The organism is Microbacterium sp. As-52 (assembly GCF_049949185.1).
Lineage (GTDB): Bacteria > Actinomycetota > Actinomycetes > Actinomycetales > Microbacteriaceae > Microbacterium > Microbacterium maritypicum_A.
Genome location: NZ_CP188171.1, coordinates 2382794 through 2402399 on the forward strand (window position 1 = coordinate 2382794; position 19606 = coordinate 2402399).

The following is a 19606-nucleotide window of genomic DNA, read 5'->3' on the forward strand; positions in this document are numbered from 1 at the left end:
CGCATCGGCAGATACAAGGATGTCCTAGTAAATATCTGGTACTCCGAGTAAACTCTCCAATGTGCCAACGACGGCACGGAGGGATGTCACACAATGACTCGTACTATCCCGCACTTCGTGGGCGGATCGCTTCTCACTCCCGACTCGGGTCGCTTCGCCGACGTGTTCGATCCGAGCACCGGAGCAGTGCAGGCCCGTGTGCCCCTGGCCTCGGCCGACGAGGTGCGTCGCGTGATCGCGAACGCCGAAGAGGCGCAGGTCGCATGGGCGGCGACCAATCCGCAGAAGCGCGCTCGTGTGCTGTTGCGGTTCCTCGACCTGGTGCAGCAGGAGATGACGTCGCTGGCCGAGCTGCTCGCGAGCGAGCACGGCAAGACGGTCGACGACGCGAAGGGCGACATCCAGCGGGGTCTCGAGGTCATCGAATTCTCCGCCGGCGCTCCGCACCTGCTCAAGGGCGAGTACTCCACCGGCGCCGGAACCGGCATCGACGTCTACTCGATGCGCCAGCCGCTCGGGGTCGTCGCCGCGATCACCCCCTTCAACTTCCCCGCGATGATCCCGCTGTGGAAGGCGGGGCCCGCTCTCGCCGCCGGCAATGCGGTGGTGCTCAAGCCCAGCGAGCGCGATCCCTCGGTGCCGGTGCGCATCGCCGAGCTGTTCCTCGAGGCGGGCCTCCCCGCCGGCGTCCTCAACGTGGTCCACGGCGACAAGGAGGCCGTCGACACCCTGCTCACGGACGACCGCATCCGCGCGGTCGGCTTCGTCGGTTCGACCCCGATCGCCGAGTACATCTACGCGACGGCCGCAGCCCACGGCAAGCGGGCGCAGTGCTTCGGCGGAGCGAAGAACCACATGATCGTGATGCCCGATGCCGACCTCGACCAGGCTGTCGACGCACTGATCGGCTCCGGCTACGGCTCGGCGGGTGAGCGCTGCATGGCCATCTCGGTCGCGGTGCCGGTGGGGCAGGAGACGGCGGACGCCCTCGCGGCCAAGCTCACCGAACGTGTCGCCCAGCTCCGGGTCGGCCCCTCTCTCGCACCCGACGTCGACTACGGGCCCCTGGTCACGCGAGCCGCCGTCGAACGGGTCGAAGGCTACATCCAGCAGGGGGTCGACGAGGGGGCGACGCTCCTCGCCGACGGCCGGGGCTTCACGGTCGACGGGCATGAGGAGGGCTTCTACCTCGGCCCGACGCTGTTCGACCACGTCACCACCGACATGGCGATCTACCGCGAGGAGATCTTCGGCCCTGTCCTGGTGATCGCCCGCGCCGCCGACTACGAGGAGGCGCTGCGGATGGCCTCGGAGCACGAGTACGGCAACGGCGTCGCGATCTTCACGCGCGACGGTGACGCCGCCCGCGACTTCGCGGCCCGTGTCGAGGTCGGGATGGTCGGCGTGAACGTGCCGATCCCGGTCCCGATCGCGTACTACACGTTCGGCGGCTGGAAGCGCAGCGGATTCGGCGACCTTAACCAGCACGGAACCGACGCCTTCCGGTTCTACACGAAGACCAAGACGGTGACGAGCCGGTGGCCCGCGGCAGGCATCCGCGATGGAGCCAGCTTCGTCATCCCGACCATGCACTAGCCCCGGACACCTCCCACAAGGAATCACGATGACCATGACCACCGTCACCACCACCGCCGAGGAGCGCGAGGCGATCATCGGCGCCGTCCGCGAGTTCGCCGAGACCGAGCTCGCCCCCTACGCCGCCGAACGCGATGAGAAGCACCTGTTCCCGAGGGAGTCGCTGAACCGTGCCGGCGAGCTCGGCCTCGGCGGCATCTACGTCGACGAGGAGTTCGGTGGCAGCGGCCTCAGCCGCCTCGACACCGTGGCGATCTTCGAGGAGCTCGCGAAGGGCGACCCCGCCGTCGCGGCCTACATCTCCATCCACAACATGGTGGTCTGGATGATCGACACCTACGGCGACGACACACAGCGCGGCGAATGGCTGCCGAAGCTCACCGCCATGTCCGAGTTCGGCGGCTACTGCCTCACCGAGCCGGGCGCGGGGTCGGATGCCGCGAACATCGCGACCAGCGCGGTGCGCGACGGCGACCATTTCGTGCTCACCGGGGTGAAGCAGTTCATCTCCGGAGCCGGGGAGGCCGCCGTCTACGTCGTGATGGCGCGCACGGGGGAGCCGGGAGCACGCGGCATCAGCGCGTTCCTCGTCCCGGGCGATTCCGAAGCGCTGAGCTTCGGCGCACCGGAGAAGAAGATGGGCTGGCACGCTCAGCCCACCCGTCAGGTGATCCTCGACGGTGTCCGGGTTCCGGCGTCCGCCATGCTCGGTGATGAGGGCCGCGGCTTCGCGATCGCGATGTCGGCGCTCAACGGCGGACGGCTCAACATCGCCGCCTGCTCGCTGGGCGGCGCGCAGTGGGCGCTCGACAAGGCCGTGCAGTACGTGCACGAGCGGATGGCGTTCGGAGAGCCGTTGGCCGAGAAGCAGTCGATCCTGTTCGCGATCGCCGACATGCGCACCGACCTGCACGCCGCACGCCTCATGGTGCGTGACGGCGCGCAGGCGGTCGACGAGCACGCTCCCGATGCGACGATGCGCTGCGCCATGGCCAAGCGCTTCGCGACCGATGCCGGGTTCGACGTCGCCAACCGCGCCCTCCAGCTGCACGGCGGCTACGGCTACCTGCAGGACTACGGGATCGAGAAGGTGGTCCGCGATCTGCGCGTGCACCAGATCCTGGAAGGGACGAACGAGATCATGCGACTGATCGTCGGACGCGAGATGCTGCGACCTGCGGGTTCCGCGTCGGTCCAGCGCAGCGGCGGGGATCAGACGCGGAGCGCATCATGAACGCCTCCTCGTCGACGGCGGTCGTCGCGTTCCTCGGCCTGGGCCACATGGGACTGCCGATGGCGAAGAACCTCGTCGAAGCCGGTCACGAGGTGCACGGCTTCGACCTCGTCCCCGCCGCCGTCGAGGCGGCGCGGGTGGCCGGCATCCGCGTGGCCCCGAGCGGCGCGGACGCGGTGTCCGAGGCCGACGTCGTCATCACGATGTTCCCCGCCGGAAAGCACGTCATCGAGGCCTATCGCACGGAACTGCTGGCGGCGGCCCGACCCGGCACCCTCTTCATCGAATCCTCCACGATCGCCGTCGACGAAGCGCGCGCTGCACACGCTCTCGCGCTCGCCGCCGGTCACCGCAACGTCGACGCTCCGGTGTCGGGCGGCGTGGTCGGCGCGGAGAACGGCACGCTCGCGTTTATGGTCGGCGGCTCGGACGAGGACTTCGCCGCGGCGTTGCCGCTGCTCGAGCTCATGGGAAAGCGCATCGTGCACTGCGGCGGTCCCGGACTCGGACAGGCGGCCAAGGTCTGCAACAACATGGTGCTCGCGGTCTCGCAGATCGCGGTCGCCGAAGCGTTCGTGCTGGGGGAGCGGCTCGGACTCGAGCATCAGGCGCTCTTCGACGTCGTCTCGCAGGCCTCGGGCCAGTGCTGGTCGATCACCACAAACTGCCCCGTGCCGGGCCCGGTGCCCACGAGCCCGGCCAATCGCGACTACCAGCCGGGCTTCGCCGGCGCGCTGATGGCAAAGGATCTCGGGCTCGCGTTGCAGGCGATCGAGCAGACCTCGACCGATGCCCGCATGGGCCGGCTCGCCCAGGAGATCTACGCCGTCTTCGCGGCCGGCGACGGCGCGACGCGAGACTTCTCCGGCATCATCACCGACATCCGCGACGACCGCGTGTGATGATCGGTACTTCGACGGAGAGGGCGACATGACCGAGTACGAGACGATCCTGGTCGAGCAGCGCGGACGGGTGGGGTGGATCACCCTGAACCGCCCGGAAGCGCTGAACGCGTTGAATAGTCGGCTCGCGGAGGAGGTCACCGCAGCGGCGCTCGCCTTCGATGCGGACGAGGGCGTCGGTGCGATCGTCGTCACCGGCTCCGAGAAGGCCTTCGCCGCCGGTGCCGACATCAAGGAGATGGAGGGCATGTCCGCGGCGCAGATGCTGGAGACCGATCACTTCGGTGTCTGGCACGACTTCGCGGCCGTGCGCACACCCGTGATCGCTGCGGTCTCCGGCTTCGCCCTGGGCGGGGGATGCGAGCTGGCGATGATGTGCGACATCATCCTCGCGGCCGACAACGCCAAGTTCGGGCAGCCCGAGATCAACCTCGGAGTGATCCCCGGGATGGGCGGTACGCAGCGCCTGATCCGTGCGGTCGGATACTACAAGGCGGCCGAGCTGGTGCTGTCGGGGCGCTTCATGGGCGCAGAGGAGGCGGAGCGCTCCGGTCTCGTGTCGCGCGTGGTGCCGGCATCCGATCTCCTCGCCGAGGCGACGACGCTGGCCGACACGATCGCTTCCAAGTCGTTGCCGTCGGTGTACGCCGCGAAGGCCGCGCTCGATACCGCGATGGAGACGACCCTCGCCGAGGGGCTGGCTCACGAGAAGCAGGCGTTCGCCGCGCTGTTCGACACCGCGGACCAGAAGGAGGGCATGTCGGCCTTCCGGGAGAAGCGGGCGCCCGACTTCCAGAACCGCTGAGCGTGTGACGAGACGAGTGCCTGATGAGACGAGTGCCTGATGAGACGAGTGCCTGACGAGACGAGTGCCTGACGAGATGTCTGCCGGAATCGGGGAGCAGTCAGCCGCGGAGCGCGTCGACGATCTTCGTGATGCGACGTTCGCGAGTCGCCTCCTGCTTCGCTTCGGCCACGCTCCTCGCGTGCTCTTTGCGTGCGGTGTACGACAGGGCGTCGAAGGCGGTGCGCAGCGCGGGGTCGGCGTCCAGGGCCGCGGCGAGCTCGGCCGGAACGTCGACCGTGCGCTCGGCGGAGTCCACCCGGATCACGGCGTCGATCTCCTGGTCGATCTTGAGTCCGAGGTCGGCGCGCACGGCCTTGCTGAAACCGATCATGTTCTCGCTGCCCATCCGCGCCAGACGCAGGCGGGCGGTGCGTCCACCGATCGTGACGGCGACCGGGAACGCCTTGCCGGCGCCGAGAGAGGCCACCTGCTCGTCGCTGAGGAGGATCGCCGCAGCGGGGCCGCGGCCGGTGAGGACGGTGTGCAGGCGCAGTTCGCTCATGCCGAAAGGGTACGCCCGGGCTCCTCGAATTCCGCGGCGAGAATCGCGTTGCGCTCCATGATGAGGCGGCGCATGTACCCGCCGAGGAACATCGCGTCGACGATTCGGCCGAGCGGGCCGAACGGCGAGCGGAAGGTCACGGTGTCGTGCATGAGCGTGCCGGCCGGATGCTCCTCGAAACGGTGTTCGTGCAGGAATGCCGCGAACGGACCGGAGATCTGCCGATCCGAGAACGCGTGGGGAGGATCGATGTCGAAGACGATCGAGCGCAGGCGGAAGGGGATGCCGAAGTGGCGTGCCCGCCAGGTCGCGGTGGTCCCCTCGGTGAATACGCCGCCGGCCGGCGCCTCGACCATGGTCTCGCCGAACCGGGCCATGCTCTTCACGTGCAGTGACGGGTCGAGCGATGCGGCGAACACCTCGGCAGGAGGTGCGCTGATGATCGTCTCGAGCGCGAACCGGGGCATGTCAGAGGGCTTCGGGCTGCGGACGCGGATCGGCGAAGTCGCCGGCGTCCTTGCGCAGCCGGGCGACGATCGCGACGAGCTCGGCGGCGTCGTCGCGGCTCAGACCGGGCTCGGCGAACACGTCGGCGTTGAGAGCCTGTGTGGCGCGCTCGACCAGTTCCCGGCCGGACTCCGTCAGCACGAGCAGCGCCGCGCGTCCGTCATGGGGGTGCGGCTCACGCGCGATCAGACCGTCGCGCACCAGGCGCTCCGCCGTGCTCGTCACGGTGGTCGGGTGCACCTGGAGGCGGGCGACCACGCTCGACAGGGGCAGGCTGCCGGCGCGGCTGAAAGCCAGCAGACGCAGCACCTCGTAGCGGGCGAAGCTCAGAGCGAAGGGCTTCAGGGCCGCGTCGACACGGGCGAGCAGCAGCTGCTGGGCCCGCATGACCGAAGTGACCAGGGCCATGCCGTCCGCGGCATCCGTCCAGCCGTGCGCGAGCCACTGCCGCTTCGCCTCGGCGAGCGGATCGATGGGGAGCGGACGGGGTCGGGCCATTTCTCTACGGTAGCGGCGCGAGCGCGGGGGCGGCGACGGCGCGCGACGCATCCGCTGTGGACATCCATGAGTCTCAGTCGCAGGTGGGCTGGAACTCAGTATCGCGGTCTAGAATTGCAGCAGTCGTGAGGAGCAATCGATGAAGATCTTCGTCCTGGTCAAAGAGGTGCCGGACACCTATGGCGATCGCAAGCTGAATCTCGAGACCGGCCTCGCCGATCGTGCGGCGGGTGACGTGGTCCTCGACGAGATCACGGAGCGGGCGCTCGAAGTGGCGCTCAGCTACGCCGACAAGAACGACGGCACCGAGGTGGTGGCGGTCTCGATGGCTCCGGAGGGCTCGACCGCATCCGTGCGCCGGGCGCTCGCGATCGGTGCGGGCTCGGCCGTGCACATCGCCGACGAGCAGCTCGTCGGTGCCGACCTCGGTCTCACCGCCGAGGTCCTCGCCGCCGCGATCCGCCGCGGCGCCCCCGACCTCGTGATCACGGGCAACCTGTCGACCGACGGTTCCGGCGGCGTCATTCCCGCGATGTTGGCCGAACACCTCGGATTCGCGCAGGCCACCGCGCTCACGTCGGTCGAGATCACCGCCGACGGCGTCTCGGGCGTCCGTGGCTCGGATGCCGGCAGCCAGCCGGTCTCGGCGCCGCTGCCCGCCGTGATCTCGATCACCGAGGCGCTTCCCGACGCGCGGTTCCCCAACTTCAAGGGCATCATGGCGGCCAAGAAGAAGCCGCTCGAGGTGCTCGCGCTCGCCGACCTCGACGTTTCGGCGGATCCGTCCGTCGCTCCGCGCACCATCATGACCACTGTGTCGGAGAAGCCCCCGCGGGCGGCCGGCGTGAAGATCACCGATGAGGGTGACGCGGCCGACAAGCTCGTCGACTACCTCGTGCAGAACAGGCTGGTGTGAGATGACATCCTCCGAGAACCCGATCCTCGTCCTCGTCGACGTCGACCCCTCCGGCTACGTCGCGAGCAGCACGGCGGCGCTCATCGGCGCGGCTTCGACGATCGGCACGCCGGTCGCGCTGATCGTGGGCGGCAGTCCGGCCGCGGTGGATCAGGCCGCTGCGGCGGGTGCATCGGTGGTGCTGACCGCCGACGGTGAGCCGACGGCATTGACCGTGCCGATCGTGGACGCCCTGCAGGCGGCCGCCGCCCAGGTGCGCCCCGACGCCGTGCTGATCTCGAACTCGATCTCCGGACGCGACGTGGCCGGACGATTCGCGGTGCGCACGAAGAGCGCACTGTCGGTCGACGCGGTCGGAGTGTCGCGCGATGACGATGGTGTCGTCGCCCACCACTCGGTCTACGGCGGGGCCTACCTCGTCGATTCGGCACCCACGTTCGGCACTCCGGTGATCACGGTGCGCCAGGGCGCGGTGGACGCGCGCGCCGAGGCCGTGCCGTCGCACTCGGTCGAGGTGCTCGACGTCACCCCGTCCGGTGCGGTCGCGGCGACGGCCGGTCCGGTCGAGGCGGTCGAGGTCGCCTCCTCCCGTCCCGACCTGCGCGGAGCCACGCGTGTGGTCTCCGGCGGTCGAGGTCTCGCCTCGAAGGAGAAGTTCGTGCTCGTCGAAGAGCTCGCCGATGCGCTCGGTGCCGCGGTGGGTGCCTCCAGGGCCGCCGTCGACGCGGGGTACATCCCGCAGTCGCATCAGGTCGGCCAGACCGGTGTCTCGGTGTCGCCGCAGCTGTATGTCGCCCTCGGCATATCCGGCGCCATCCAGCATCGTGCCGGCATGCAGACGTCGAAGAACATCGTCGCGATCAACAAGGACCCCGAGGCGCCGATCTTCGACGTGGCGGACTTCGGGATCGTCGGCGACGTGTTCGCGGTGGTGCCGCAGGTGATCGCCGCCCTCGAGGCGCGGAAGAAGTAGCCATGGCGACGCGGATGCTGCGACGCGGTCTGCCGCGTGTACCGGGCGGGGAGTCCTGGCCCCCCGCTGATGCGGCGGCTGTGGAGGAGCCGGCGGTTGCCGTGGCACCCGAGGCTCCGACGTCGACAGAGGTCGAGCATGCGGCGACGCCGGATGTCGCCGCCGCCGATTCCGCCGTTGCGGTGGATCAGGCAGCCGTGGCCACCGCAGCGCCGACCGGGAGCCCTGCTCCCGCGGCGACCGCCGGAGCCGCGCGAATCCGTCGCGGCCTGCCACGCGTGCCGGGCGGAGAGCCCTGGCCGCCATCGGTCGCCGGCGCTCCCGCCGCCGCCGTGGCGACCCCCGCTCCGCAGGCGACGCAGCCGGTAGCGGCCGTCGCGGCAGCAGTTCCCGCATCTTCGGCGACCGGGAGCGCACCGGCGACGGCTGGTGCCTCGACCGCACCCTCGCCCGCACCCTCGCCCGCCGTCAGCGCACCCGAAGCGCCGATCGCTGCCGCAGGCGGTGTCCGTCGCGGCCTGCCCCGCGTGGTCGGCGGCGAGCCGTGGCCCCCCGCAGACACCGTCCCGCTCGCACCTGCTGTCGCGGCATCCGTCGAGCCCGTGGCTCCGGCGCCGGTCGCTCCTGAGAGCACCGGGCCGAGGAGCACCCCCGCCGTCGCGGCGCCCGTGACCGCGGTGGCCGTGGCCGAGACCGCACCCGCCATTGCCGACGTCGCGACCCCGCTGCCGTGGACGCGCACGGTCTGGAACGGGCGCGCGCCACGTCGCATCGCCGAGGCACCCGCCGCTGCGACCGGTCGACGCCGTCCGACGTGGCCCCAGGCCATCGCCGTGCTGTTCGGCGCCGCCGCGCTCGGAGTCCTCGCGGGCGCCGCCATCGCGTTCGTGCGCGCACTCCTGAGCCTCCCGTTCATGCAGGACTTCCTCGCAGCCTTCCCGGGCGAGTACGAGCCGGGGATCGCGGTCGAACCCGGATTCTCGCCCTGGGTCGGCTGGCAGCACTTCTTCAACATGTTCCTGATGGTGCTGATCATCCGTTCCGGGCTCCAGGTGCGTACCGAGAAGCGGCCGACCGTCTTCTGGACGCCCCGCGGCAACGCCAAGGGCAAGATCAGCCTGAACCTCTGGTTCCACCAGTCGCTCGACATCCTGTGGCTCGTGAACGGCGTGATCTTCGTGGTGCTGCTGTTCGTGACCGGTCACTGGGTGCGCATCGTGCCGACGAGCTGGGAGGTCTTCCCGAACGCGCTGTCGGCGGCCCTCCAGTACGTCTCGTTCGACTGGCCGCACGAGAACGGCTGGAACAACTACAACAGCCTGCAGCAGCTCGCCTACTTCGCGACCGTGTTCATCGCCGCACCGCTGGCGGCGATCACCGGATTCCGCATGTCGGGGCTCTGGCCGAAGAAGGCCGAGAAGCTGTCGAAGGCCTACCCGGTCGAGTGGGCGCGCGCGCTGCACTTCCCGATCATGCTCTACTTCGTGGCGTTCATCATCGCCCACGTCGCTCTCGTGATGCTCACCGGCTTCCTGCGCAACCTGAACCACATGTTCGCTTCGCAGGACGCGGTCACCTGGACCGGATTCTGGGTGTTCATCCTCTCGCTCGTGGTGATCGCGATCGGCTGGGTGGCCGCCCGGCCCCTCGTGCTCGCGCCCATCGCGAAGGCGTTCGGCAAGGTCTCGGGCCGCTGACGTCACCGCGTCTCCCGCGACGGAAGGAAGATCATGGTCGAGGCATACATCATCGACGCGGTCCGTTCCCCGGTGGGGCGGCGTGGGGGATCGCTCTCCGGCATCCATCCCGCTGATCTCGGGGCGCACAGTTTGCGGGCGCTGGTCGACCGCGTCGGTGTCGATCCCGCCGCGATCGACGACGTCGTGCTCGGCGCGATCGACGCGATCGGCGGGCAGTCGGGCAATGTCGCACGCACCGCCGCTCTGGTCGCCGGATTCCCCGAGCACGTGCCCGGCGTCACGATCGACCGTCAGTGCGGATCGAGCCAGCAGGCCGTGCACTTCGCGGCGCAGGCCGTGATGAGCGGTGTGAACGACCTCGTCATCGCGGGCGGTCTGCAGAACATGTCGCAGGTGCCTTTGACCGCGGCCGCGACCGTCGGGGAGCAGTACGGTTTCACGACCCCGTACGCGGAGTCTCCCGGCTGGCGCGAGCGCTACGGCGATCAGGAGATCTCGCAGTTCGCCGGTGCGGAGATGATCGCCGAGAAATGGGACATCTCCCGTGCGGAGATGGAGCAGTTCGCCCTGGAGAGCCACCGTCGCGCGGCCGTCGCGCAGGACGAGGGGCGTTTCGCGAACGAGATCGCGCCCCTGAACGGCCTCGCCAACGACGAGGGGGTGCGGCGGGACACGACCCTGGAGCGGATGGCCGGACTCGCACCGCTGCGGGAGGGGGGACGGATCACCGCTGCCGTGTCGTCGCAGATCAGCGATGCCTCCAGCGCCGTGCTCATCGCCAGCGAACGGGCGATGCGCGAGCACGGGTTCACGCCCCGCGCGCGCATCCATCGGATGACCGTTCGCGGTGCCAGTCCGGTGCTCATGCTCACCGCGCCCATCCCGGCGACCCGGCATGCTCTGGAGCGCGCGGGACTCGGTGTCGCCGACATCGATCTGTTCGAGGTGAACGAGGCCTTCGCGCCCGTCGTGCTCGCCTGGATGCGCGAACTCGATGCCCCGCACGAGAAGGTCAACGTCAACGGCGGGGCCATCGCCCTCGGGCACCCCATCGGTGCGACCGGCACCAGACTGCTCACGACCATGCTGAACGAACTCGAGCGCACCGGCGGCAGGTACGGCCTGCAGGCGATGTGCGAGGGTGGCGGCATCGCGAACGTGACCATCATCGAGCGCCTCTGAGCCGGAGCGACCGGAACCGACAGCGAGAACGGGCCGCCTCCGAGGGGAGACGGCCCGTTCTGCGTGCGTGCGCGGCGGTGTGTCAGGGGCGGACGAAGCGCACTTCGGTCAGCGTCTCGCCGAGGAACGGCTCCGTGTGCGATGCTCCGTCGAGGTGGAATCCGTTGCGCGTGTAGAAGCGGTGCGCGCGGGGGTTGTCCTCGGCCACCCACAGGTACAGAGGCTCGTCCTTCTCGACGGCCGCGTCGAACAGCTTCTGACCGATGCCGGTCGAGTGCCACGCGTCGAGCAGGTAGATGAAGTACAGCTCGCGGAACGCGGGGGCATCCTTGTCGCGGGCAGGACCGGAGCCGACGAAGCCGACGATCTCGCCGTCGACGAGCGCGGCGTTCATCTTGAACTCGGGGCCTTGCGAGGCCCAGTGCGTCCACAGCTCGGCCATGCGGCGGGGCGAGACCTTCTCCAGCGCCGCCTTGCTGATCAGGTGGTCGTAGGTCTCGTGCCAGCACTGCGCATGCACGCGACCGAGGGCTTCCGCATCCACATCACGGACCGGACGGACGATGACTTCAGGCTGGGCTTCGGCGCTCATGTTCGTGACTCTACGCGCGGCGTCCACGAAGAGGAAATCGAGGGGATGTTCGATGACACCCGATGCGTCGGCATGGAGGGTTCGCACAATGATGTTCGCGAATCGTGCACGCCTGGCTACGATCATTCTTCGTGAACGTGATCTGGCGGACCCTCCTGGTGATCCTCGGCGCTCGCCGCCGCGTGCGGCGGGGGAGGACTCTCGATGCGTCGTCGGTCAGCAGCATCCACCTGACCACGCTGCCGACCGACATCGACATCCTGCGCCACATGAACAACGGGCGCTATCTGTCGCTCTTCGACCTCGGACGCTGGGATCTGCTGATACGCACCGGGCTGTTCGACGCGATGAAGGACCGCGGCTGGTACGCGGTCGTCTCCAGCGAGACGGTCACGTTCCGCAAGTCGCTCCAGCTCTGGCAGCGGTTCGAGGTGCAGTCGCGCTTCATCGGGCACGACGACAAGGCGGTGTTCCTCGAGCACAGGGCCGTCGTCGACGGAGAGATCTACGCGCGGGTGATCGTGCGCTCGCGCATGTTGCGCCGTACCGGCGGCACCGTCAGCAACGAAGAGCTGTTCGCCGCCGTCGGCAAGCCCGAGGGCGTGCCGGAGATCGATGCGTGGGTGCACGACTGGGCCGCGGCATCCGCCCTCCCTCCCGTGCGGGTGAAGGCCCCGAGCGTCTGGGGCTGAGCAGCGGTTCTCGACACCCCGGGCGGGCGGACCTTAGGGTGGGTGTCGCGCGAGACGAGCACGGTTGAGCGCGATGACGTCGGGAGGATCCATGCCGCAGGAGCGCCCGCGAGCAGATCGGGAATGGATGCCCGTGACGATCGTCCTCCCGATGCTGCTCTCGGCGACTCTCGTCGCGGCGTGGATCGCGGCCGGGTTCATCCTGGTCTGGCTCTTCCGCGCCTTCCCCACGCCGGCGAACGGGACATCGTCGATTCTCTGGGGCGTCGTGGTGCTGCTCGGCCTTCTGGCGAACATGACGATCCTCATCGGGCTCGCCCGACGCACCGCGTGGATGCGGTGGGTCGTCGTGGTGCAGGCGCTGGCGATGATGGCGCTGCTGATCGCGACGCCGTTCGGACTCTGGGCGGTGCTGGTCTGCGGCGGTCAATCGGTGCTGCTGTTCCTTCCGCCATCGCGGAGGTGGTTTCGCGGCCGACCGATTCCGCAGGCCGCGCTCGTCGAAACCTCCTGATCCGAACACGATCGCTTCGCCGCCGGGGGAGCGCCCCGAGATCTTCCTCCTCCGCTTTCCGTAAGAACCCCGCTTCTTTCCCTGTCACAGAGCCGAAGGAGGGGCGCTTCCGGAGCGCTCCTCAGTACTCTGAGCGGGAAGTCAGGGGCGCAGACGCCCCGGTGATCCCGTCGACGCAGACGGGCGGAGGAGGAAGTAGTGGCAGTCATCGGCATCGTGCGGGAGCCTGCGGGCGAAGCGCGGGTCTCGGCCACCCCGGCGACGATCGCGTCGCTCGGGAAGCTGGGCCACACGGTCAGAGTCGAGCGGGGAGCGGGCGCTGCGGCCTCGTACCCCGACGCCGAGTACGCGGCGGCGGATGCGGCGCTGGTGGATCGCGCAGAGGCCTGGGGGAGCGAGATCGTCCTCGCGATCACAGCTCCCGGGGCGGAGGAGATCGCCCTCCTCTCCGATGACGCCACCCTCATCGCCCTGCTCTCACCGGCACTGCGCCCCGATCTCGTCCAGTCGCTCGCGCAGCGCGGCATCACGGCGCTCGCGCTCGATGCGGTGCCGCGCATCTCGCGGGCGCAGTCGATGGACGTGCTCAGCTCGATGGCGAACATCGCCGGGTACCGGGCCGTCGTCGAGGCCGCGCACGAGTTCGGCCGCTTCTTCACGGGGCAGGTGACCGCCGCGGGCAAGGTGCCGCCGGCGAAGGTGCTGGTCGCGGGAGCCGGAGTCGCGGGGCTTGCGGCCATCGGCGCGGCATCGAGTCTCGGTGCGATCGTCCGCGCCACGGATCCGCGCCCCGAGGTCGCCGACCAGGTCACCTCGATCGGTGGCAGCTACCTCCCGGTCGACGTCGAGGTCGCGGCCTCCACCGACGGCTATGCCAAGGCGACCAGCGCGGACTATGACCGCAGGGCCGCCGAGATCTACACCGAGCAGGCCGCCGACGTGGACATCATCATCACCACTGCGCTGATCCCCGGACGCGCGGCGCCGCGCCTGATCACGGCATCCGATGTCGCACAGATGAAGCCGGGCAGCGTGATCGTCGACATGGCCGCGGGCCAGGGCGGCAACGTCGAGGGCTCGGTCGCGGGCGAGCGCGTCGTCACGGACAACGGTGTGATCATCCTGGGCTACACCGACCTGGCCTCGCGTCTGGCCGCACAGGCCTCCCAGCTCTACGGCACGAACCTCGCCAACCTCGTGGCGCTGCTGACGCCTGCGAAGGACGGGCGGCTGGTGATCGACTTCGACGATGTCGTGCAGCGCTCGGTCACGGTCGTGCGCGACGGCGAGGTCACCTGGCCCCCGCCTGCCGTGCAGGTCGCCGCCGCTCCCGCCCCGAAGGCCGCGGCGGCGCCGGTCGAGGTCGCACCGCCGAAGAAGATGTCCGCCGCCCGCAAAGTCACGCTGATCGTGGTGGGCGTCGCCGCGCTGTTCGCCGTGAACGCGTTCGCCCCGGCCCCGCTGCCGCAGCACTTCACGGTGCTCGTGCTGTCGGTGGTGATCGGCTTCTACGTGATCGGCAAGGTGCATCACGCGCTGCACACCCCGCTCATGTCGGTGACCAACGCCATCTCGGGAGTGATCGTGGTCGGCGCGATGCTGCAGATCACGTCGCCGCTGCCGGTGGTGCAGGTGCTCGCCGCGATCGCGGTGCTGCTGGCCTCCATCAACATCTTCGGAGGGTTCGCGGTGACCCGACGAATGCTCGCGATGTTCACACTCGGGACATCGGCGAAGGGCGGCCGGAAATGACCGTCGACGCGCTCGCCGGGGCGGCCTACATCGTCGCCGCCCTGCTGTTCATCCTCAGCCTCGCCGGCCTCAGTCGCCATGAATCCGCCCGCTCCGGTGTGGTCTACGGCATCGCGGGCATGGCGATCGCGCTGGTCGCGACGGTCGCCCTCACCATGGCCGACGCATGGAGCACCGGTGCCTTCCTCGGGCTGGGCCTGCTCGTGGCCGCGGTGCTGATCGGGGCGGCCATCGGGCTCTGGCGAGCGCGGGTCGTGGAGATGACCGGCATGCCCGAGCTCATCGCGCTCCTGCACAGCTTCGTCGGCCTCGCCGCGGTGCTCGTCGGCTGGAACGGCTACCTCGCGCACCCGGAGATCGCCCCCGAGCTCGTCGGCATCCACAACGCCGAGGTGTTCATCGGGATCTTCATCGGCGGCGTCACCTTCACCGGGTCGATCGTGGCGTACCTCAAGCTCTCGGCGAAGATGTCGTCGAAGCCGCTCATGCTCCCGGGCAAGAACGGGCTCAACATCGGGGCTCTCATCGCGTTCGTCGCCCTGACCGTGTGGTTCGTGAACGACCAGCAGCTGTGGCTCCTGATCGCGGTCACCGTGCTCGCCTTCGCCCTGGGCTGGCACCTGGTCGCCTCGATCGGCGGCGGAGACATGCCGGTCGTCGTCTCGATGCTCAACAGCTATTCGGGTTGGGCCGCCGCCGCGGCGGGGTTCCTCCTGAACAACGACCTGCTGATCGTCACGGGCGCGCTCGTCGGATCGTCGGGTGCGTACCTCTCGTACGTGATGTGCAAGGCCATGAACCGCTCGTTCCTCTCCGTCATCGCCGGGGGATTCGGGGTCGCGGCGCCGACCTCCGACGACACCGAATACGGCGAGCACCGCGAGATCACCGCCGAGGGCGCGGCGGAGATGCTCGTCGCCGCCGACAGCGTCGTCATCACCCCTGGCTACGGCATGGCCGTCGCACAGGCGCAGTACCCCGTCGCCGATCTGGTCCGGCGGCTCCGCGAGCGGGGCGTCGATGTGCGGTTCGGCATCCATCCGGTCGCGGGACGGCTGCCCGGTCACATGAACGTGCTGCTGGCCGAAGCCAAGGTGCCGTACGACATCGTCCTGAGCATGGACGAGATCAACGACGACCTCGCCTCCACCTCGGTGGTGCTGGTCATCGGCGCGAACGACACCGTGAACCCGGCCGCCGCCGAGGACCCGGGGAGCCCGATCGCCGGGATGCCGGTGCTGAAGGTGTGGGAGGCCGAGAGCGTCATCGTGTTCAAGCGCTCGATGGCCGCCGGGTACGCAGGGGTGCAGAACCCGCTGTTCTTCCGCGACAACGCGTCGATGCTGTTCGGAGATGCGAAACAGCGGGTGGAGGACATCATCGCGGCGCTCTGAATCCGTTTCGAATCGCGCAGATGACTGCATCCGAGCGGGAAAAGCGACCATTTGCGCGATTCGAACGGCGGGAGGATCCTGCTCCAGACCTAGGCTGAAATCCATGGCAGACCTCCCGCCGGATGCCGTGGCATCCGCACCCCTCGCAGACCGTGCCGTCGAGCTGGCTCGGCGGTGGGCGATCGAGGCCGCGGCGATCGAACCCGACCCCGCGGCCGCACGGCTCGCGGGCGTGCTGCAGGACGCGAACGGGCTGCCGTTCACGCTCGGCTTCGTCGACGGCGTCATGCGCCCGGAGAGCCTGACCGCCGCAGCCTCGCAGCTGCACCGGATCGCCCCGATCGTGCCGGAGTTCCTGCCCTGGTACCTGCGCTCGGCCGTGCGTCTCGGCGGCGGTGTCGCGCAGGTTCTGCCGTCACCCGTCGTGCCGATCGCCCGTCGGGTGCTCCGTGACATGGTCGGGCATCTCGTGGTGGATGCGCGACCTGCGAAGCTCGGGGCGGCGATCGAGCGGATCCGGGAGAGCGGCTCCCGTCTCAACCTGAACCTGCTCGGCGAGGCCGTGCTCGGGGAGGCGGAGGCGCGGCGACGGCTCGACGGCATCCACGGGCTCATCCGGCGTCCCGATGTCGACTACGTCTCCGTCAAGGTCTCGGCGATCATCAGCCACCTCTCGATGTGGGCGTTCGACGAGGTCGTCGACGAGGTGGTCGAAAGGCTCCTCCCGCTGTACTTGACGGCGGCGGCCGACGGCACCTTCCTGAACCTCGACATGGAGGAGTACCGCGACCTCGACCTCACGATCGCGGTCTTCACGCGCATCCTCGAGGACCCGCGCCTGGCCGGGCTCGAAGCGGGCATCGTGCTGCAGGCCTACCTGCCGGACGCCCTGCCCGCCCTGCAGGAGCTCACCGCCTGGTCGCAGGACCGCGTCGCGCACGGCGGCGCCCGCATCAAGGTACGCCTCGTGAAGGGGGCGAACCTCGCGATGGAGAACGTCGAGGCCCGGATGCACGGGTGGACGCCTGCGACTTACGACACCAAGCTCGACACCGATGCGAACTACCTGCGCTGTCTGGATTGGGCTCTGCAGCCCGAGCACACCGCGGCCGTGAAGCTCGGCATCGCAGGGCACAACCTCTTCGGCATCGCGTATGCCTGGCTGCTCGCCGGAGAACGGGGGGTGCGCGAGGCCGTCGAGTTCGAGATGCTCCTGGGCATGGCGCAGGGGCAGGTGCAGGCGGTGTCGCGCGAGGTCGGCCCTGTGCTGCTTTACGTGCCGGTGGTCGAGCCCGCCGAGTTCGATGTGGCGATCAGCTATCTGGTGCGCCGGCTCGAGGAGAACGCCTCGTCGGACAACTTCCTCTCCGCCGCGTTCCGGCTCGGAGAGGACGAGGCGCTGTTCGTGCGCGAGCAGGATCGCTTCCTCGATGCGCTCGACAGGTCGGCCGACGCCACGCTCCGCATCGGCCCGCGTCGCACGCAGGACCGCAGCGCGCCCGTGCACGAGTCCGTGCGGACGGCACCCGCAGCCCCGGTGCCCGAGACCGACCTCACCAAGGCGGTGCTCGGCATCTCGCGCGGATCCGACGACGGCGGGCGCGAGGCGTTCCTCGAGACCGCCGTGTACTCGGCGCGCGAGCTGGACCAGGATGCCGGTGGCGCTCCGGGCTTCTCGAACACGGTCGACACCGATCCTGCTCTCCCCGCGAACCGGGAGTGGGCACGCGAGGTGCGCGAGCGCATCGCCGCCTCCGATCTGGGAGACGCCACGATCGCATCTGCCCGGGTGTCCGATCCCGAGGATCTCGAGCGGATCGTGCAGGGCGTGCGCCGGGCCGCTCCATCATGGGGTGGACGGCCGGCTGCCGAGCGGGCCGAGGTGCTGCTGCGTGCGGCGGCCGCACTCGAGTCGCGGCGAGGGGACCTCATCGAGGTCGCGGCCTCCGAGACGGGCAAGGTCTTGGCGGAAGCCGACGTCGAGGTCAGCGAAGCCGTCGACTTCGCCCGCTACTACGCCGCCAAGGCGCGCGAGCTCGACGCGATCGCCGGCGCCGTGTTCGTTCCGGCATCCGTCACCGTCGTCACGCCGCCCTGGAACTTCCCCCTCGCGATCCCCGCGGGTGGGGTGCTCGCCGCGCTCGCCGCAGGTTCGGGTGTCGTCTTCAAGCCCGCTCCGCAGGCCCGCCGCTGCGCCGCCGTCATCGCCGAGACCCTGTGGCAGGCGGGGGTGCCGCGCGACCTGCTCGCGCTCGTCGACATAGAGGAGGGGGAGCTCGGCCGCGAGCTCATCACGCACGACGCCGTCGACCGCGTGATCCTCACCGGCGCGTGGGACACGGCGGCGCTGTTCCGCTCCTGGCGCTCCGATCTGCCGCTTCTCGCGGAGACCAGCGGCAAGAACGCGATCATCATCACCCCCTCGGCGGATCTCGATCTCGCGGTCGGCGACCTCGTCAAGAGCGCCTTCGGCCACGCCGGGCAGAAGTGCTCGGCGGCCTCGCTCGCCATCCTCGTGGGACCGGTCGGACGCTCCGCCCGGTTCGCGCGCCAGCTGGCCGACGCTGTGCGGTCGCTGCACGTCGGGCAGCCCACCGATCCGCTGGCCGAGGTGGGCCCGGTGATCGACCAGCCGACCGGAAAGCTCGCGTGGGCGCTGAGCGAGCTGGAGGGCGACGAGCAATGGCTGATCGAACCGTCGCTCGCTGCGGGGGACGACGGCAGCCGACGCCTGTGGCGGCCCGGGGTGCGTGTCGGCGTCCAGCCGGGGTCGCGTTTCCACACCGAGGAGTTCTTCGGGCCGGTGCTCGGCGTGATGCATGCGCCGACGCTCGCGCGCGCCGTCGAGATGCAGAACGCCGTCGCCTACGGCCTCACTGCAGGACTCCACACCCAGGACCCGGAGGAGCTCGCGTTCTGGCTCGGCCGTGTGCAGGCGGGCAACCTCTACGTGAACCGCGGCATCACCGGAGCCATCGTGCAGCGCCAGCCGTTCGGAGGGTGGAAGCGCTCCTCCGTCGGCCCCGGTGCCAAGGCGGGCGGCCCGAACTACCTCATCGGTCTGGGGTCCTGGCGTTCCCTGCCGGGAGGACCGGCCTCCAGCACGCTGCATCTGCGGGGACTCGACTCCCGCATCACCGCCCTCATCGAGGCGGCCCAGTCGTCGCTCGCCTACGAGTCGTTCGAGTGGTTGCGGCGCTCGGCCTTGTCGGATGCGCTGGCCTGGGACCGCGAGTTCGGGCAGGTCCGTGATGTCTCGCGTCTCGGCGTCGAGCGCAACCTGTTCCGCTATCGCCCGGTGCCGGTCGAGGTCCGCGCGACCGACGATGCGGCACTGCAGGATCTGCTGCGCGTCGTGATCGCAGGTGTGCGGTCAGGGGCGAAGTTCGTCATCTCGACCCCGGTCGGGGTGCCCGGCGAGGTGCGTCGCGCTCTCGGTGACCTGGATGCCCCGGTGTTCCTGGAGAGCGACGACGAGTGGCTGCAGCGGCTGCTGCGACAGGACGATGCACCCGAGGGCGTCGCGCTGCCGGTGAGCGATCGGGTGCGGCTGGTCGGCGGGCGGGACGGTGTCGCCGCCCTTCGCGCGAAGCTCGCCACGGCTTCCGCCGGCGACCCCGACCTGGCGGTGTACGACGGCGAGGTGACGGCCGCCGCCCGCATCGAGCTGCTGCCGTTCGTGCACGAGCAGTCGATCTCGATCACCGCCCACCGCTACGGCAACCTCGACCCGTGGAGCAGCGACGTGATCTGAGCCTGGTGTAAAGAATTCTTGACACACCTCACCGATGGACGTACGCTGAGC

General features: G+C 69.6%; 17 protein-coding genes. 13 read left to right on the top strand and 4 right to left on the bottom strand.

Annotated features, from left to right (window positions below; all coding sequences use genetic code 11):
• Positions 1 to 93: 93 nt before the first annotated feature.
• Genes ACLFA2_RS11425 through ACLFA2_RS11440 form a run of 4 tightly spaced genes read left to right on the top strand, consistent with a single transcriptional unit; the run spans position 94 to position 4537 of the window.
• Complete coding sequence (locus tag ACLFA2_RS11425; RefSeq protein ID WP_029259510.1) at positions 94 to 1596, top strand: CoA-acylating methylmalonate-semialdehyde dehydrogenase; 1503 nt, start codon at positions 94 to 96, stop codon at positions 1594 to 1596.
• A 28-nt stretch (positions 1597 to 1624) separates the two neighbouring features.
• Positions 1625 to 2830, top strand: a complete 1206-nt coding sequence (locus ACLFA2_RS11430; protein WP_029259511.1) for an acyl-CoA dehydrogenase family protein — start codon at positions 1625 to 1627, stop codon at positions 2828 to 2830.
• Complete coding sequence (gene mmsB / locus ACLFA2_RS11435; protein WP_426621336.1) at positions 2827 to 3732, top strand: 3-hydroxyisobutyrate dehydrogenase; 906 nt, start codon at positions 2827 to 2829, stop codon at positions 3730 to 3732. The genes ACLFA2_RS11430 and mmsB overlap by 4 nt, the downstream gene beginning before the upstream one ends.
• Positions 3733 to 3760: 28 nt before the next feature.
• Positions 3761 to 4537, top strand: a complete 777-nt coding sequence (locus ACLFA2_RS11440; protein ID WP_292764835.1) for an enoyl-CoA hydratase-related protein — start codon at positions 3761 to 3763, stop codon at positions 4535 to 4537.
• 100 nt (positions 4538 to 4637) lie between these two features.
• Here ACLFA2_RS11440 and ACLFA2_RS11445 read toward each other — a convergent pair whose 3' ends face one another.
• From ACLFA2_RS11445 to ACLFA2_RS11455, 3 genes are read right to left on the bottom strand one after another with little or no spacing between them, the layout of a single operon-like run.
• A complete protein-coding gene (locus tag ACLFA2_RS11445) occupies positions 4638 to 5081 on the bottom strand; it encodes a YdeI/OmpD-associated family protein (RefSeq protein WP_426621337.1) in 444 nt (147 codons plus the stop codon).
• Entirely contained in the window at positions 5078 to 5548 is a 471-nt protein-coding gene (locus tag ACLFA2_RS11450) for an SRPBCC family protein (RefSeq protein WP_426621338.1), read from the bottom strand. Before ACLFA2_RS11450 ends, ACLFA2_RS11445 begins: the two co-directional genes overlap by 4 nt.
• 1 nt (position 5549) lies before the next feature.
• Complete coding sequence (locus ACLFA2_RS11455; RefSeq protein WP_029267750.1) at positions 5550 to 6086, bottom strand: MarR family winged helix-turn-helix transcriptional regulator; 537 nt, start codon at positions 6084 to 6086, stop codon at positions 5550 to 5552.
• Positions 6087 to 6225: 139 nt separating this feature from the next.
• Here ACLFA2_RS11455 and ACLFA2_RS11460 point away from each other — a divergent pair, with 139 nt between their 5' ends.
• Genes ACLFA2_RS11460 through ACLFA2_RS11475 form a run of 4 tightly spaced genes read left to right on the top strand, consistent with a single transcriptional unit; the run spans position 6226 to position 10857 of the window.
• Positions 6226 to 7002 carry an electron transfer flavoprotein subunit beta/FixA family protein gene (locus ACLFA2_RS11460; RefSeq protein ID WP_021200340.1) on the top strand — a complete coding sequence of 259 codons (777 nt, stop codon included), beginning with the start codon at positions 6226 to 6228 and terminating at the stop codon, positions 7000 to 7002.
• Position 7003: 1 nt separating this feature from the next.
• The gene (locus ACLFA2_RS11465) at positions 7004 to 7975 is read left to right on the top strand and encodes an electron transfer flavoprotein subunit alpha/FixB family protein (RefSeq protein ID WP_029267748.1); all 972 of its coding nucleotides are present in this window, start codon (positions 7004 to 7006) and stop codon (positions 7973 to 7975) included.
• A 2-nt stretch (positions 7976 to 7977) separates the two neighbouring features.
• On the top strand, positions 7978 to 9672 hold the full coding sequence (locus ACLFA2_RS11470) for a cytochrome b/b6 domain-containing protein (protein WP_426621339.1): 1695 nt from the start codon (positions 7978 to 7980) through the stop codon (positions 9670 to 9672).
• A gap of 33 nt (positions 9673 to 9705) precedes the next feature.
• Positions 9706 to 10857, top strand: coding sequence for an acetyl-CoA C-acetyltransferase (locus ACLFA2_RS11475; RefSeq protein ID WP_426621340.1), 1152 nt, complete (start codon positions 9706 to 9708; stop codon positions 10855 to 10857).
• 82 nt (positions 10858 to 10939) lie between these two features.
• Here ACLFA2_RS11475 and ACLFA2_RS11480 read toward each other — a convergent pair whose 3' ends face one another.
• Positions 10940 to 11449, bottom strand: coding sequence for a GNAT family N-acetyltransferase (locus tag ACLFA2_RS11480; RefSeq protein ID WP_029267742.1), 510 nt, complete (start codon positions 11447 to 11449; stop codon positions 10940 to 10942).
• A gap of 131 nt (positions 11450 to 11580) precedes the next feature.
• Between ACLFA2_RS11480 and ACLFA2_RS11485 the strand changes: the two genes are divergently transcribed.
• The 5 genes from ACLFA2_RS11485 to ACLFA2_RS11505 all read left to right on the top strand — a co-directional run bounded on the left by ACLFA2_RS11485 (position 11581) and on the right by ACLFA2_RS11505 (position 19555).
• Positions 11581 to 12141, top strand: coding sequence for an acyl-CoA thioesterase (locus tag ACLFA2_RS11485; RefSeq protein WP_021200345.1), 561 nt, complete (start codon positions 11581 to 11583; stop codon positions 12139 to 12141).
• A gap of 133 nt (positions 12142 to 12274) precedes the next feature.
• The gene (locus ACLFA2_RS11490) at positions 12275 to 12655 is read left to right on the top strand and encodes a hypothetical protein (RefSeq protein WP_426621341.1); all 381 of its coding nucleotides are present in this window, start codon (positions 12275 to 12277) and stop codon (positions 12653 to 12655) included.
• 198 nt (positions 12656 to 12853) lie between these two features.
• Positions 12854 to 14407, top strand: coding sequence for a Re/Si-specific NAD(P)(+) transhydrogenase subunit alpha (locus tag ACLFA2_RS11495; protein ID WP_426621342.1), 1554 nt, complete (start codon positions 12854 to 12856; stop codon positions 14405 to 14407).
• Positions 14404 to 15801 (top strand): Re/Si-specific NAD(P)(+) transhydrogenase subunit beta, encoded by a 1398-nt coding sequence (gene pntB / locus ACLFA2_RS11500; RefSeq protein WP_021200348.1) that lies wholly within the window; start codon positions 14404 to 14406, stop codon positions 15799 to 15801. The genes ACLFA2_RS11495 and pntB overlap by 4 nt, the downstream gene beginning before the upstream one ends.
• A 103-nt stretch (positions 15802 to 15904) precedes the next feature.
• The gene (locus ACLFA2_RS11505; RefSeq protein ID WP_426621343.1) at positions 15905 to 19555 is read left to right on the top strand and encodes a proline dehydrogenase family protein; all 3651 of its coding nucleotides are present in this window, start codon (positions 15905 to 15907) and stop codon (positions 19553 to 19555) included.
• Positions 19556 to 19606: the final 51 nt, after the last annotated feature.